The 17058-nt window shown below is 35.9% G+C and carries 11 protein-coding genes; 1 reads left to right on the top strand and 10 read right to left on the bottom strand.

The annotated features are described in order from the left end of the window. Positions 1–7: 7 nt before the first annotated feature. Entirely contained in the window at positions 8–562 is a 555-nt protein-coding gene (locus ACZZZT_RS01540) for a DUF5683 domain-containing protein (RefSeq protein ID WP_463459204.1), read from the top strand. A 210-nt stretch (positions 563–772) separates the two neighbouring features. On the opposite strand, the gene ACZZZT_RS01535 is transcribed toward ACZZZT_RS01540, so the two are convergent. From ACZZZT_RS01535 to ACZZZT_RS01490, 10 genes are all read right to left on the bottom strand, one after another. After that, positions 773–3886: an Ig-like domain-containing protein gene (locus ACZZZT_RS01535; protein WP_463459203.1), complete on the bottom strand. Its 3114-nt coding sequence runs from the start codon at positions 3884–3886 to the stop codon at positions 773–775. Between the two features lie 229 nt (positions 3887–4115). After that, entirely contained in the window at positions 4116–6296 is a 2181-nt protein-coding gene (locus ACZZZT_RS01530) for a glycoside hydrolase family 97 protein (protein WP_463459202.1), read from the bottom strand. A gap of 47 nt (positions 6297–6343) precedes the next feature. Beyond that, complete coding sequence (locus tag ACZZZT_RS01525) at positions 6344–6625, bottom strand: alpha-glucosidase C-terminal domain-containing protein (RefSeq protein ID WP_463459201.1); 282 nt, start codon at positions 6623–6625, stop codon at positions 6344–6346. Further along, positions 6601–7725, bottom strand: coding sequence for an alpha-amylase family glycosyl hydrolase (locus ACZZZT_RS01520; protein ID WP_463459200.1), 1125 nt, complete (start codon positions 7723–7725; stop codon positions 6601–6603). The genes ACZZZT_RS01525 and ACZZZT_RS01520 overlap by 25 nt, the downstream gene beginning before the upstream one ends. A 91-nt stretch (positions 7726–7816) precedes the next feature. Then, the gene (locus ACZZZT_RS01515) at positions 7817–8899 is read right to left on the bottom strand and encodes a SusE domain-containing protein (protein ID WP_463459199.1); all 1083 of its coding nucleotides are present in this window, start codon (positions 8897–8899) and stop codon (positions 7817–7819) included. Positions 8900–8912: 13 nt separating this feature from the next. Continuing rightward, the gene (locus ACZZZT_RS01510) at positions 8913–10421 is read right to left on the bottom strand and encodes a RagB/SusD family nutrient uptake outer membrane protein (RefSeq protein ID WP_463459198.1); all 1509 of its coding nucleotides are present in this window, start codon (positions 10419–10421) and stop codon (positions 8913–8915) included. A gap of 8 nt (positions 10422–10429) precedes the next feature. Next, positions 10430–13642, bottom strand: coding sequence for a TonB-dependent receptor (locus ACZZZT_RS01505; protein WP_463459197.1), 3213 nt, complete (start codon positions 13640–13642; stop codon positions 10430–10432). A 189-nt stretch (positions 13643–13831) separates the two neighbouring features. Beyond that, positions 13832–14956 carry a FecR family protein gene (locus ACZZZT_RS01500; protein WP_463459196.1) on the bottom strand — a complete coding sequence of 375 codons (1125 nt, stop codon included), beginning with the start codon at positions 14954–14956 and terminating at the stop codon, positions 13832–13834. Positions 14957–15394: 438 nt separating this feature from the next. Then, positions 15395–15958: an RNA polymerase sigma factor gene (locus ACZZZT_RS01495; RefSeq protein ID WP_073394580.1), complete on the bottom strand. Its 564-nt coding sequence runs from the start codon at positions 15956–15958 to the stop codon at positions 15395–15397. Between the two features lie 381 nt (positions 15959–16339). Further along, positions 16340–16996: an aspartate kinase gene (locus ACZZZT_RS01490; RefSeq protein ID WP_042564741.1), complete on the bottom strand. Its 657-nt coding sequence runs from the start codon at positions 16994–16996 to the stop codon at positions 16340–16342. Between the last annotated feature and the right edge of the window lie 62 nt (positions 16997–17058).

The raw sequence follows: 17058 nt of genomic DNA, 5'->3' as shown, positions 1-17058 counted from the left end.
ACTTTATATGCAATACCACATTATCCTTTTGTTTTTATTTTTTGGATTAACTTCAATTTTTGCTCAGGAAAAACCACAAATTATAGCTGTTGACACTTTAAAATCTGAAACCATTGATCCGCTTCGTCCGGCAAAAGCCGCATTTTATTCGGCTATTTTTCCGGGTTTAGGACAGATATACAATAAAAAGTACTGGAAACTTCCTTTAGTTTATGGAGCTATTGGAACAAGCGCTTATTTTTATTTTGACAGTCAGAAAAACTATAATATTTACAGAGACGAATACAAAAACAGACTTGCAGGAAACACAAGTGATTCTGAATATTTGTCCAGATTAAGTGAAAGTCAATTAATAACTGCTCAAAAGCAATTTCAGAGAAACAGAGATTTATCGGCTTTGTTTGTTGTTGGGTTTTATATTTTAAATATAATCGACGCTAATATTGACGCTGCTTTATCCCAATTTAATGTAAGTGAAAAATTAGCTTTTAAACCTGCTATTAATAGGAATACATTAACATCAAAAGATGATTTTGGAGTAGCTTTAAATTATTCGTTTTAAAAAAGGTTGCCACGCATTTGCTTCGCCTGTTCGCTATCGCTCGGGTCACAAATCCCCACGAATTAAATTTAGTTTACACATAAAAAAATTAGTGCTAATTAGAGAAATTCATTGCAAACAAAAAAGTAAGCCCAAATGAAAATTTCATTCGGGCTTACTTTTTAAGCAAATATTCATTCGAGCTAATTCGAAATTCGTGGCTAAAAAAACTTACTTAACAATCAGTTTTTTATTCACATTCAAATCTTTAGAATTAATATTTACAATATAAATTCCAGAAGTTAAATGATGATTAATTTGCCCAGAAGCCGAAAGTCTTTCTTTTAAAACAATTCTTCCATTCATGTCAGAAACCGTAATTAAAGCCGAATCTCCAGCTTCTAATTCAGGTAATAAAACCTGAAAATTATCTGTAGAAGGATTTGGATAAATAGCAACTACTTTTTCAGATTCAGAAACGGCATCAATTTTTAAAGCAGATTTCCCTGTTCCAACAGTTGTTGGTTCTAGTTGCCATTGTGCGCTAAACCAGCCATCTTGCGAGTTTCCGTATTGCGCAGATCCGGTTTGGTTTTCAACATGAATAATGTTTCCGGACTGCCATCTGTTTCTTAATCTTGTCCATGTTCCATCGATATAATCGCTTGACCATTGTGCACTCCAAAAAGTGGTATCGGTAATATTAGATTGTACACTTCCGGTTTGACCTTCAATATTAATTAATTCTCCTGTTGCTACATTTTTTAATACAAAATAAGTGGCGTCTATTGCAATTTTTTGCCATTTATAACTGTTGCCGGAAACTGTTGTTCCGTAACCAACATTTGCACCGGCATCAGATAAATAAGCGCCTGTCCACCTGTTTTTTATTGTATAATATGTTCCACCGGTTGAAGTGGTCGAAACGGTTATTGTACAAGTACTTGTTTTACTTCCATCAACTGTTGTAACGGTGATTGTTGCTGTTCCATTCGCTATAGCGGTAATTAAACCAGAACTGTTTACACTTGCTACAGCCGTATTATTAGAACTATAAGTAACATTTTTGTTTGTTGCGTTTGCCGGAAGAACCGTTGGGGTTAATTGCTGTGTAGCTCCAACTGATAATGAAGTAGAAGATGGACTTATACTCACACTGGTTACCGCGACACCTGTTCCCGGATTAGAATCATACCAGATTGCGTTCATATACCAACCCGTTTTGTTTCTGCTTAAATCTGCAGATTGACTTGTTCCGTCATTAAAAATTAAATTAGTTGAAGTTACATTCGTGAATGTGTAGCTGTACCAGCCATTTCCGGCATTGGTCATGTTTACGCCCGGCCATGAAGCATCTGCCAAAACTCCGGTTGGTAAAGCACTCCAATAATAAATCTTGATTCCGGTTCCCCAATTTGATGGTTTATAGAAATACACCGTAAAATTAGTATTCGGAATTACAGTAATAGTTGCCGTAGCGGTTTTATTTCCATCCTGAGTTTTTGCCGTAATAATTGCTGTTCCTGCCGAAACTGCAGTTACCAATCCAGACGAATTTACAGTTGCAATTGCTGTATTACTGGAACTCCACGTTACCGTTTTGTTTGTTGCATTTGCAGGAGTAATTGTAGCCGAAAGCTGTTGTGTATTTCCAACATACAAACTTGCCGTGGTTGGCGTAACACTTACAGAAGCTACCGGAATCGATGCCACTGTTATAGCTGAAGTCGCAGTTTTATTTCCATCAACCGTTTTTACTATAATTGTTGTTGTTCCTGCAGAAACCGCTGTAACCAATCCGGATGCATTTACTGTGGCAACTGCAGTATTGCTCGATGTCCAGGTTAAGTTTTGATTTGTTGCATTTGCCGGAGCAATAGTTGGATTTAATTGTTGTGTAGATCCTAAACCAACCGTTGCTGAAGTTGGATTTACAGAAACTCCTGTAACTGCAACAACAGGTGCATTTGTATTCGTTAAAACCAAATATTCGTAAGCGGCAAACGATCTTGTTGCGCCAGCAGTTAAAGTTACTGAAGCATTATTGTTATACGGATTTACATAAGTTCCCGCCAATGCAGCCGGAATTACATACGATTTTGAAGCATTTCTTAAATTCGACATTACGATTACTTTTTCAGTACCTAATGTTTTAGTAAAAATACTGATATCATCGTTTGCATACATCGTTAAATCTCCACGTCTGATCGCTGCGCTTGCGGTTCTAAAGTTTAGAATTTTAGCAAAATCGGCTGCCGCAGTTGGGTTTTGCGACCAGTTGAATTTGAATCCCTGCCATGGCCAATCTGTTTTTGGTTCGTAATCAATTTCCTGACCGCTCATTAAAAACGGAACGCCTTTCATATAAGCAGAAACTAAAAAGTTTGCCACAATTCCGTTATGATTGTTGAAGATTACAAAAGGCCTTTGTACACCATTATCATTCGTATATGTATCATGATTTCCAGTATAACGAACGGCTTGATTTGAACCCGTTGCATTTGCATATTCGTAATCATTTATTGTTTGAAAACGCTGCGAAACCGGACCTCCGGCAGCAACATCTTTTAAGGCATTCCAAAACCATCTGTCGCCAAAATTCATATCAAAACCTGCCGTAAAATTGGCTTGTCTGTCTCCTTCGGCTAACATTAATAGTTTATGAGACGAAATTCCACGGATGTTTCCGATAACTTCTGACCAGAAATCAAGCGGAGGATTATTAGCATAATCACAACGGTATCCGTCGACGTTTGCTGCCAGAATCCAATAACGCATGGCATCTTTTATGGCATTTCTTGTAGCGGAACTATTAAGATCCAGAGCGGCTATATCTGAAAAGTTTCCTAATTGCTGGATGGTTGTTCCGCTTCGCAGATAATACTCAGGATGCGAAACGGTCCATGCATTATCCCAGGAAGTTCCGTTGATGGCAATATCTAAAATAACGGCCATTCCGCGGCTGTGAGCGCCATCAACCAAAGTTCTTAAATCTGCAAGTGAACCATATTCTGATCCTACGGCTTTAAAATCTTTGATACAATAAGGTGAAGGCGAACTTTTGGAATCGGTTCCGTGTGGGTAAATGGGCATTAAATAAATAACATTGGTACCAAGTGCTTTTATATTATCTAATCGGGCGGTTACTCCGGCTAAGTTTCCGTTGGCACTAAACGGACGAATATGTACTTGATACATGTTTACGTCACGAGTATCCGGAACGCCTGCAAATGGTGTTCCGTACTGAGGCGGATCTTGTGCGTAAAGGGAACTTGCAAATAATAATAGAAAACAGATTAGTGTTTTCGTGAAATGAAAAAATCTGGTGGTAATTGTAGTTTCCATAATTTCGGTTTTTGCATGCTTGTCGGCATCTTAACTAAAATTCATTCTCACTCGCATTGTTTTTTTAATTCGACAAACATTTTGTGGTTAATAGTTTTCAAGTAGTATAATTCTTAATTTTCGCCCATAAAAGAGCATAGATTTTTAGCCACGAATTCACGAATTAAGCATTTATTTAAAATCTTAATTTTGAAAAATTCGTGAATTCGTGGCAAAAAAACTTAGTAATTTATAACTTTTTCAATCCCTTTAATTCTGATGCATTTCCTTCTTTGATGCTGATGGCAACACCTCCGCCCGGAGCTAAATACTGTTTTAAAATTGTTTTTGAGGTTACAACAACTTTAGTCACCGTATATTTTTGTGGATTTTTGTCCCAATTCGCTTCTTTAGCATCGGCATAAATTGTGGCTATGAATTTTTTTCCGGCAGGTAAATAATCAAAAGTAATGTTGGCAGTTCTGGCATTTTCATCTGTAATTCCACCAAGAAACCAGGCATCTTTTCCTTTGGCTTTACGGGCAATTGTGATGTAATCTCCAGGTTCTGCTTCCAAAACATAACTGTTATCCCAATCTACAGCAACATCTTTAATGAACTGGAATGCATCTGGAAAACGCTCGTAATTCCCCGGAATATCTGCCGCCATTTGCAACGGACTATACATCGTAACATAATACGCCAATTGTTTTACCAAAGTCGTATTCACACGCTGTGAACTTCCTGTTCCGTAATAAGATAAATCAGTTTGGAAAATTCCCGGAGTATAATCCATTGGTCCACCCATTAAACGGGTAAATGGTAAAATAGTAGTGTGATCCGGTGCTAAACCTCCCATAGATTCAAACTCCGTTCCGCGCGCAGATTCCTGAGCAACCCAGTTAGGAAAAGTTCGGTGTAAACCCGTTGGTCGAACCGCTTCGTGACTGTCAATCATAATTTTATAATCGGCGGCACGTTTGGCTACGTTAATGTAATGATTGACCATCCATTGTCCGTCATGATGTTCGCCACGCGGAATAATTTTCCCTACATAACCTGTTTTTACAGCATCATAACCGTTGTCATTCATAAATTGAAAAGCACGATCTAAACGACGCTCGTAATTGGTTGCAGATCCTGAAGTTTCGTGGTGCATGATAATTTTCACTCCTTTTGAAGCAGCGTAGGCGTGAATAGCTTTTACATCAAAATCAGGATAAGCGGTTACGTAATCAAAAACTTCTTCTTTCCAGTTTCCAATCCAGTCTTCCCAACCAATGTTCCATCCTTCAATAAGGATTGCATCAAAACCATTTTTAGAAGCAAAATCAATGTATTCTTTTGCGCGTTCTGTTGTGGCTCCATGTTTTCCATTCGGCGTAAGCTTCGTGAAATCATCAGTTAATTTTACATTGTTTTCTTTTCCGAAAGCCCATGTACTTTTTCCGGCAACGAAATATTCCCACCAAATCCCGATGTATTTTACCGGTTTTATCCACGAAACATCTTTGTAGCTTGTTGGTTCGTTGAGGTTCAGAATTAATTTGGATGCTAAAATCTCAGTTGCTTTATCGCTTACCACAATGGTTCTCCAAGGCGATTGCGCATCGGTTTGCATATATCCTTTTGCTCCAACAGCATCTGGCGCCAAATGACTTTTCATTTTGTTGTTTACAGCATCAACTTCAAGATACATTGCCGGATAATTGATTAATCCTGCTTCGTGAATATTGATATATAAACCGTCGTCAGATTTCATCATAGTTGGCGTTTGCACTGATAATTCTTTTATCGGCCATTGCGAATTGATTTCGATCGTCGCTTTTTTCATCAACGAAGGAACTTCAGAAATTTTCGAAGTTGTATACGCATATTCATTGGTATCATAATCTCCCGGGATCCAGAAAATTTTATGATTTCCAGCCAGATTAAATTCAGAACGTTCTTCTTTTATAACAAAATAACTCAAATCATTTTGCTTTGGAAATTCATATCTAAAACCTAATCCGTCGTTGAATAAACGGAAACGAATTCTAATATATCTGTTATTGTTTTTAGCCTGAGCCAAAGTCACAACCAATTCGTTATAGTTATTGCGTATTGTTTTTTCTTCACCTAAAACAGGATTCCAAGAATCATCAACAGAGGATTGTGCTGTATTTGTGATGGTAAAACCATCCATAAACGAAGGCAAATTTTGCAGTTCTAAACCCAAAGAACTTGGCTTTATAACTGCTTTTTGTTTGTATGATAATTGGTAAGACGGAACTCCGCCTTCTTTTAATTCAAATTTTAAGGAAATATTTTTGTTTGGCGAAGTTATTTCCTGCGCGTGAATCCATAAGGAATTGGCACAGACAATAAAACACAACGCGATTTTTTTGCCTAAACGAATTTGAAGCAATGATTTGTGGGATTGAAAATTCATGTTTTATTTAGTTTTTTGCAAATCTAATTTATTAAAGTGCTTTTATCTTAGTTTTTCAATACTAAATATTGAAAAGGTTCTAATGTTATTTCTGCACTAACGGTTACAGTTGTTCCTGTGAAAGCATCTTTCCATGTTGCTTTTAAAGCAGACGGAACCAAATATTTTACAGCATTATTGGTTAAATTAGAAAGTACCAGCACTTTTTCAGTATCGTTTACCATTGTAAAAGCACTTACGGCATCGCTGCTATATCCTGTAAAAGTTCCTTTTTTAATAGCATTGCTTGTATTTCTAAAGGCGATTATCTTTTTGTATTCAGCAAGCATTTCTGTATCTGCAACAGACCAATTGATAGGGTGCGCGCGAAATAATTCAGTCTTTGCGCATACCCAATTTCCTGACCGTTGTAGATCATCGGAACAGATTTTAAATATGCTGCCACAACAAATGCTGCCACAGATCCTTTTTTACCTCCAAAAAGCTCTAGTGGTGTTCCATCTGAAAGATTTACGTCATGATTGGTTGTGTAACGTACAACTCTGTTTGATGAATTGTAATTATTGGCATATTCTGTAGCATTAGAATCCTGCATTGTAGTAGCAGATTTATTTTCTTTAAAAACTTTTTCTAATGTGCTAAAGAAATTGAAACCAAATGTATAGTCAAAACCAGAAACGAAATGGCTTACCTTAGAACCTTCGGCCAACATTAAAATAGTTTGATTTGGTTTGATGCTTCTTAGTTTTGTAATGGCATCTGTCCAAAAACCTTGCGGAACAAAATCGGCATAATCGCATCTAAAACCGTCTACATTTGCCGTGTAAACCCAATACGACATTGCGTCGATCATTGCGTTTTTCATTTCGGTATTATTGAAATCCAATTGTGCTACATCAGCATAATTTGTTCCCGGCGGCATTATAATTTCGCCTTTTTCATTTTTTTGATACCAGTCCGGATGTTGTGTAATCCAGGCGTTATCCCATGCAGTATGATTGGCAACCCAGTCCAGCACTACAGCCATGTTTTTTTTGTGCGCTTCTTCGACCAAAGTCTGAAGATCCTGCAAAGTTCCAAAATCCGGATTTACGGCTTTATAATCCTTTACGGCATAAGGCGAACCTAATTCTCCTGAAGCTCTTTCTTTTCCAACAGGAAAAATGGGCATTAAATAAATAACATTTGCTCCCAATTCCTGAATTTGGGTCAATCTGTCCTGAACTCCTTTTAAAGTTCCGGCTTCGCTAAAAGCACGAATATTTACCTGATAAATGATGGCGTCTTCTTTCTTTGGCATTTTTTCAAATGAAGCCCCAAATTGCGGATAGGCAGGTTCTGTATTTGTATTGTTATCATCTGATGAACTACAAGAAACAAACGCAAGTGTAAGCAGTAGTGTATGGATGATTTTTATATTAAATTTCATATTTTCTGAATTTTAAGCATTAAAAATGATTTAAAGTAACCTGCCTTTCAAAATCGAAAGACAGGTACAACTCAAACCAAACTAACTTTTGTTATTTTTTTGTAATTGTATAATTTGCTTCTGCAGGATACCCGAGACCAAGAGGATCTACATCATTTATCTTAAATGTGATTTCATAACTGCCGGCTTCACCAATATAATGCGCTCCCGAATTATCAAGATGAGCAACAAAGTCTGTATTGTTTTTAGAACCGTAGTTAATTGCCCAGTCATTATTTAGCCTGAATTTTACGTTTCCTGGTACTAAATTCACAGTCACTTTCCATGTTTTTGTCTGGTAATTGTAGTTCATTGGTGTACTGGTTCCCCAGCCTCCCGGTGTTCCGTCACCAACAACTCCCCATGAATATACAATTGAGCTCCATTTTAAAGTATTTAAATTTACTTTTACCTGATAAGAACCTTCTCCCGGAAGTGCAAAATCAGTAGTACTCATATTTTTCACGTCATTGTTTGTAGCACCTGCACCAAAATACTGATCCCAGCCTCTGGCCATATTTAATTTAAATACTGTACCATAACCCGGCAGAACAGTTACATAACCCTGATAAATGCCTTTTGAAATTTCTGGTAAAACCAAAGCCGTATCTATATTCCAGTCACCCTGATAAGCTCCCGGCATATAAATTTCGCCAAAAACTTCACTTTTTTCATAAGGTGTAACTGTTATTGTAGTGGTGTTTGAATAGATTTTGCGATCCATTGTAGCTTCTATACGAACCGCTAATTGTCCCGGAACATTTATAGGAAGTCCTAAATCTGTTGCGATTTTGTTTAAATCCCTGTCAAGGAAAGATTTGCTCAAAACATCTTCGCCCACAACAATTCGTTTTGCTTTTTGCCATGCCTGACTTCCGCTGATATCATTTACTAAATCAAATTGTATGGCGTAAGTAACGGGTGCAGCAATTGGAAAAGTAACTGCCGGCCACGAAACAAGCAAAGCCTGATCGTCTGCAGTCTCTTCACTAAGTACAATGTCGCTTGACGAAACTTCAAATGAAGAAGGAAAACTTGTCGCTTTTAAAGTTGTTAATTGACCATCGGTTTCGCAGGAAGTGCCTAAAAACAGCAAGCCGCCCAACAGGAGTAATTTATTTATATATTTTTTCATGATAGTTTTGTTTTTAGTAACCAGGGTTTTGTTTTAATCCTCTGTTGGCATCTAAAGCAGATGTTGGAATTGGGAACAATTTTCTATAAGCCGGAGAGGCTGGTCTGAACTCGCTTGCCAATAAAAACTTATCAAAACGAATCATGTCTTGTCTTCTGTGACCTTCCCAGTTTAACTCAAATCCTCTTTCGTTATAAACATCGTCCAAAGTTGGGTTTGCGGCTAATTCGTTTAAACCTGCACGAAGTCTGATTTCGTCAATAAAAGGTTTTGCGGTACCGGCGTTTCCTAAACGAACATGGCACTCGGCTTTCATTAAAATTACATCGGCATATCTAAAAATAGGGAAGTCATTTGAAGCTCCTCCACCGGATCTTGGTGCTGCAGGATAAAATTTAATATTACGAACACCTGCCTGTGGCGCAGCTCCGGGATTGTCTAAAGAAGCAACATCAAGCGTGTAATTAAATCCGCCAGGTTGTTCTCCTACTAAAAATTGTTTTATTCGAATATCGTTTGCATCATATTTCAGGAAGAATTCTTTAGGCACAATAGTCCCGTTCCAGCCATCATATCCAAATAAACTTTTACCATGTGGACCGTACAAACTACGAGTTGCATAAATATTACGGGAAACGACATCAAGCGTTGCGTAAATTGGCAGAATGGTTTCATCATCCGGAAGTACATCTCCAAACAATTCGTAATATTTATTTCCTAGCGGACTAGCGTCGTTTGCTGCACCAGAGTGAAGACTATATCCGCCTTCGCTAACTTTGTTACAAGCCGCTAAACATTCGTTCCATTTTGATTCTCCGGTATAAACTTCTGCATTCAAATATACTTTTGCTAATAAGGTATAACCCGCCCATCTGTTGAATCTTCCGTAATAATTTCCTCCTTTTGTGATAGAAAGAAGATCTACGTTTTCAGTAATTTCTTTTACAACAAAATCAAAAACTTCTTTACGGCTTGATTGCGGAATTTTATCAACTGTAATATTATTATCCGTATAAAAAGGAACATTTCCGAAATCATCAATCAATAAATAATAAAAGAAGGCACGCAATACTTTTGCTTCGGCAATTTTTGAAGCTTCGGCATCTGATTTTTCTAATAATTGAATGGCTAAATTGGCGTTAAAAATAGATTTGTACAACCAGTTCCACGTATTGTTAATAATGAAATCTGTTGGCAGCCATTCGTGTTTGTGTAAACGGGCAAAATCCTGTTGCCAGTCACCGGTATTTCTATGCGGAATTACCTGCTCGTCTGATGACATACAGTTCATGTCGTACCAGCCGTTATCTGCTCCGGCGTAACCAACACCCGGTACATTATTACGCTGAAAGTCACCCGGAATTTCTGCATAAACGCTGGCAAGAGCAATATCTGCCCCTTCCGGAGTTCCGTAAAAGCTGTCTGGCTGATATTTGTCGTATATGTTTTCGTTGATATCTGTACAGCTAAAAAGAGTTAGGAAACATGCGCTTCCTGCTATTAGTATATTTTTAATTTTCATTTCTTTTACTATTTAAATTTTACAGTCAAACCAAATGCAACACTTCTGGTACGCGGATAAATTCCGCGGTCTCCACCAAAATTATCATTAGGATCACCACTTCCGCTGATGTTCAATTCAGGGTCAACGCCTGTATAATCTGTAATCAGCAGTAAATTGTTTCCTGTAAGAGAAAGTCGAACATTGTCTATATATTTATCAGTAAAGCGGAAAGTATATCCTGCAGTAAGGTTTTCTAAACGTACAAATGAACCGTCTTCTAACCATACATCAGATCCGTATGGAGAAGAGTGAATTCCTTTGTCGACAGCACTTTCTAAAATGTTTGACTTACCTGTATTTTCCAGCATACTTAAGTTTTGATTAAGCGCGTTGTAAATTTTATTTCCTCCGGAACCTCTAACTAACATTGAAGCATCGAAGTTTTTGTAACGGTAAGATGGATTAAATGCAAAAGTGTACGTTGGCAATGCCGAACCTGCATAATAACGATCCGGACTTTTTACTCCCTGATCGATTAAACCGTTTCCGTCACGATCTGAAACTGTTTCAACACCATTGTCGTTTACGCCGGTATGCTCTAAAATATAAAACGCGCCAACAGGTTTTCCCTGAACTAGGTAAGAGTTTGCCGCTCCCCAGCCCACATAATCAGTATTTAAAGGAATACCGTTAATACTTCCGCTTAAATTAAGTACTTCATTTTTCATGAAAGAAACGTTTCCGGCTAATGTCAGCGTACTGTTTTCAGTTCTGATCACATCGTAGCCAAGGGCAATCTCCAAACCTTTGTTTGAAATACTTCCTACGTTTGCTTTAATTTCTTTGAATGGAAAAGGAGGCTGAGGTACAGTATAATTAAATAATAAATTATCTGTTCTGGAATCGTAAACATCTACGCTACCTCTTAATCTGCCATCTAAAAGAGAAAAATCAAGTCCGATATTAGTTTGTTTTTTGGTTTCCCATTTCAAATCGGCATTTGCGTTTTGAGAAATTCCAAAATTGGTAATAAGCGCTCCACCAAAATAAGTGTTTCCTGCACTATCTACAAGTGGCAATGAAGTTTGCGGATAAAGACCTTGCTGATTACCGGTTTCTCCATATCCTACACGTAATTTTAATTCGTTAAACAAGGTTTGATTGAGCATAAATGACTCTTTGTTGATTTGCCACGCCACAGATGCTGAAGGGAAATTTCCCCATTTGTTGTTTGTGCCAAATACAGATGAACCGTCTCGTCTGATACTTGCTGTAAGTAAATAGCGGTCTAATAAGGAGTAATTTAATCTTCCTAAATAAGAAACTAAAGATCTGTCGTTTTTATATGATCTAATATCTGATGGTCTTACTTTAGACAAATCACCAAACTGAAGCGCATTGTAAGTTGCTTCATCGCTTATAAATCCTCTTGCCTGAGCAAAATTTCCCTGATAAGTCTGGCTTTGCCATTCGTATAAAGCCAACGCGTTAAAACTATGAACTCCGAAAGTTTTTTTATAAGTAAGACTTAAATTGGTTAGTTTTTCGTTTTGTCTCTTATTTTCAATATTAGCATAACCTTTTTGTTCAACAGCAAAAGCTTCTGTAGATGATAAAGGCAAAAAATATCCCTGTGTTGAATTTGTTTTTCTCCAGCTTCCAAACCAGTTCGCAGAGAATCCTTTGCCTAAATCTAAATCTGCTTTTAAACTTCCAAATAAATTATCTTCCTGTCTTTCATTTTTTACCGATTGTGCAGCTGCATAAGGGTTTAAGTATTGAAATACGGTTGAATCAGTAAAATAAGATCCGTCAGTATTATAAACCGGATCTGTTGGTCTGGCCAATAACGAGTTTGTAATTAGGTTGGACTGATAGGAAACCGCACCAATTTTAGCAATACTTCCCGTTACATTATTTACACCTGTATTTAAATTAAAAGTCAGTTTTAATTTGTCATCAAGCGCCAATTGCGTTGCCTGAACACGGCCAATATATTTTTGATTACTAGAATTAATTACAACTCCATCCTGCATAATTGCTGTTATGGAAGCTCTGTAATTGAATTTATCAGTTCCTCCGCCAAACGATAACGTGTGCGTTTGTGTGATTCCGGTTTGAGTCAAAAGACCGTACCAATCTGTATCAGAACCGTGATTTGCAGATGCAGGAACACCAACGCTTTGAGCAGTTTCCCACCATTGGTTTGCGTTCAGCATTTCTAGTTTTTTCGGAATAAAATCGATAGAAGTATATCCAATATATTCCATAGTTGTTTTTCCTGCTTTATTTTTTTTAGTCGTTACAATGATAACTCCAGGCGCACCTCTGGAACCGTAAACTGCTGTAGCCGAAGCATCTTTTAGAACATCGATACTTTCAATTTCACTTGGTGGAACCTGATTTAGTAAATCCATGTTTCCCTGAATTCCGTCAACAACAACAAGCGGATCATTTCCTCCAATTAAAGAAGAAATACCACGAATACGAACGCTTGGTCCTGAACCCGGCTCATTACCAATTTGCGTAATATTTACACCCGCAGCTTTTCCTGAAATCAACGATAACGGATTTACAATTGCACCCTGATTCATGTCTTTTGCAGCTATTGAAGAAACTGCTCCAGTAACATCTTTTCTGGCTGTAGTTCCATAACCAACCACAACAATTTCCTGTAAGTTTGTAGCATCCGGAAATAATTGAATGTTGATATTGCTTTGGCTTGCCGTAACTTTTTTCTCTTTGTAACCAATAAAAGTTGCCACAATTACAGAGGCAGAGCTTTCAACGGTAAGTTTATATTTTCCGTCAAAATCAGTTACCATTCCGTTTTTAGTTCCTTCTTCGATAACAGAAGCACCCGGCAATGGCAGACCATTTTCATCGGTAATTATTCCTGAAACTGTTTCTTTTTCATCGCGAATAGTTTCGGTTCTCAGTTCCGGTTTTTTCAGTATAATTTGTGTGTCGCGAACTTTAAATTCGGTTGGAGTTCCTTTAAAAAGTTTATTTAAAACAATATCAATGGGCTGGTTTTTTACCGAAATTGAAATCACACGATCAAGATCAATGTCATTTAATTTGTAAATAAACCTGAAATCTGTTTTTTGTTCTATGGTCTCAATAACCTTTTCGATTGTTGAATTGTTTAATTCAAGGGTTACTTTTGTTTTTTGGGCATAAGTATTTCCTCGAATATTAAACATGGCGACCAAAATAAGTAGTGTAGTTAGTTTCAATTTTAGGTCATTTTGGAATATAGAGTATAGGAACCCAATATTCTTAGATTTTTTTTTCATAATTTTGTTAATTGATTGTAGTTAATTCGTTATATTCAATCACTTAGTAAATCGGAAATTGTTCGCAGCTCTTTCCGATTTTTTTATTCCTGTACTTTTAGTTCTTCATGTTTTTTCATTGGTTATTGGTTATTTAATTAGTATCTGATTGTTTTTTATGGTGTAATTAATGCCATGAATATCATTAAAATAACTCATCACATTTTCTATAGATTCTTCTTTAAAACTTGCGTTGAATTTTTCGTTAGCCAGTTTTTCGTTTTTATTGATGATCGTCACATTATAGCGTCTTTCCAATTTTGTTATGATATTTTTGAAAGTCATATTCCTGAAAGTCAATCCGCCATTAATCCATGAAGTGTAAATGTCTGTGATTACCGGTTTGGTCATAATTGAGGCGTTTTCTTTATTAAAACTTCCTTTGTAACCCGGCTTCAAAATCGTGTTTTTATCAGCATTAAAATCTTCATTACTATTGTACATTCCCACAGATCCTTCTACCAAAACAACATCTGTTGCAGCATCTTCGGGATAATTAGAAACATTAAAATGGGTTCCTAAAACACGCACATTTAAGTTGTCAGCATTCACTATGAAAGGGTGATTTTTATCTTTTGCAACATCAAAAAATGCTTCTCCGTCAAGAAAAACCTGTCTGTTTTCGCTCGCAATAAATTTTACAGGATATTTTAAAGTTGTTCCTGAATTCAAATGAACAAGTGTTCCGTCTGACAATTGCAATTGGAATTTCTTTCCGTACGGAATTTTAATCGTGTTATAAGAAACCTTTTCCAAATCTGAATTGTTTTCGTAAACCAGTTTATTTCCAGACTGATTTCCAACAACATTTCCTTTTGAATCTAAAACCTGAACAGAATTATCTTCATGAATAATCTGCAGTTTTCCATTTTCTAATTGTAAAACAATATCCGTGCTTTTAAAGTCGAATTTTGGCTGAATGGTTTTATTCTGAATATTTTGTTTGTAGAAAAATCCAATTCCCAATAAAACCACAACCGAAGCTGCGATTGCAATGTATTTTTTGAAGTGAGATTTTTTAGGAGCAATATCAATAGTAGTTTCATTTTCTTTTGATGAAGTCAAAATGTTCATAAAAATATCATCGGCCTTTTGCTGACTCATTTTCGGCATTTCTCCCAAAAGATTTTGAATATCTTCTACAGAAGGAAAATCATCCGTAAGTTTATTTTTTTGTAATATGCAATTACCTCGTTTGTTTCTTCGGGGGTACATTGGTTTAAAACAAACTTTTGTAATAGGTCTTTTATTTCAGAATTTGAATTCATTACGAATTGATTTTAGTTCGGGTTTTATATAATACAGTTGAAAGGAAGTTGAGTACTACTCAAACGTTGTAATTTTTTTAATTTTAACATATTGAAGAAAGGAAAAAACCTGTGAAGTGCTGATTTTGTTGAGGTTTTTAATAAAAAATATTTTTAAAATTTTTTCAGGTTTTTTGAAGAAACGAACCATTTTTGTCATCCTGACGAAGGAAGGATCACACTAGTAGATCGACAAAGATTGGTGATTTTGTTTGCGGAGTTTCTTGTGTGATTTCTCCCTTCGCTCGAAATGACAAAAATATAGCATAAACCCTGGCGTCCTTTGTGGTTAAAACAAAAAAATCACCCGGAAAGGGTGATTTTGATGGTTAAAGCGTATTTTGGTTTAGATAATTTCATCATGAACCTGAAAAAAGACTCGCATCGATTCTAATGCTTTGCTCATTTGATTCCTGACTGTATTTATAGAGATGCCGAGTTCCTGACTTATTTCTTCGTAACTCATGCCTTTCTTTCGTGACATTTTAAAAATTTGTTTCCGTTTAGGAGGTAATTGATTCATAGCTTCTTTTCGAAGTTTTTTGCAATCTTCTTCGCGAATCGAGTAATCGCCATATTCATGAGATTTTTGGCTTTCATAGAAAATCTCTTCTTTAAGAAGTACTTCGTTTGCTGCTTTGTTTAAGAAATTAAAAGCCTGATTTCGGGCAATTGTAAAAATATAGGCCTTAAAAGATTGTTCCAGATTTAAGTTTTCCCGATTTTGCCAGACTTTCATAAAAACATCCTGAACATTTTCTTCAGCAGCTTCTTTTGATTTTAAAATGCTAATGCTATAACCATAGATTTCCTGATAGTATAAATCAAAAAGTTGACGAAATGCTTTTTCGTTGCCATTTTTGAGTTCACTAACCAATAATTTTTCGCTATTGTTGTTCGCTTCTAACATTAATTTAATTAGTCTTTATTTAATTCTAATTATATTAGGATACTATCAAAATGAGTGGTCTTATTTGTTGACAGGTTAGCAAATATATAAAAATATAATTCGCAACAAATAGCATATAAAAAAAACTTAATTAAAGTTTTTTTAATAAAATTTTAACGAATCCCTAGCAACGGTGCATAGGAATTGATTTTACGGGTTTATAAAATTTTTGATGGAATTTGTTAAAAAGCTGTAATTGCTGATATTTACAAGGAATATTCTTATGCTGAACTTTAAACACAACTCAATTTACAATATGATTAAAAAGAAAAAATCCTTTTATCTAAAAGACAAAAGGATTTTATAAGTGCAGAATTGTAGGATTCTATTTTTTTATTTTAATTAGTTTTTCAAATCTTTAATTACTTTAAAAGCAACATCAACCTGATCTTCACCAACTAAAATGGTGAATTCATTTGAAGTTGAAATTACCTCATTTATAATAATTCCTTCCCAAGCCAAACGCTGGAAAATGAAATAATAAATACCAGGAACTACGATGTTTTCTTTTGGTAATTTTACTGTTATTGAAGCCAGATTATCTAATTTCTGAATTAGTTTTTCGCGCATAAAATGTTTTTCAACTAAATGATTTACGCTGCTGCTAACCACGATGTTAGTTTCATTTACACCACGGGATGAGGTATAAAAAATATCAGATAAAACATTAATATCAGAAATTAAATCTGCTTGTTTGTTCAATACAGTTTCTGAAGCTGCAAAGGTATAATCTGTTAATTCAGAACGAACTGTAATCTCACCAATATTCTTAATTACCTTATTAATTTTATGGTTCAATTTAAAATCTAATTCTTCTGTGAGCCGTTTTAGCGACATTACAACGGCGCCTTGTTTCACTTCTTTACCAAATTCACTTTCAAGCTCGGTCATAATGTTCCTGGACAGAGAAGTTAAGTTGATAATTCCAAGCGACAATGCATTTAATAAAAATGGCTTTGTTTTGATGTAATTTTCTACAATTGATGAAACGGTTTTCATAATTCTTTTTTTTTGTAACTTAATTGGGTTGGTTTAGTTTAATAGGGTTGTTATAAAACCTT

Source organism: Flavobacterium sp. AC274, from assembly GCF_979258275.1.
Note: the sequence above shows the minus strand (reverse complement) of the source record. Positions and strands in the feature narration are given on the sequence as shown.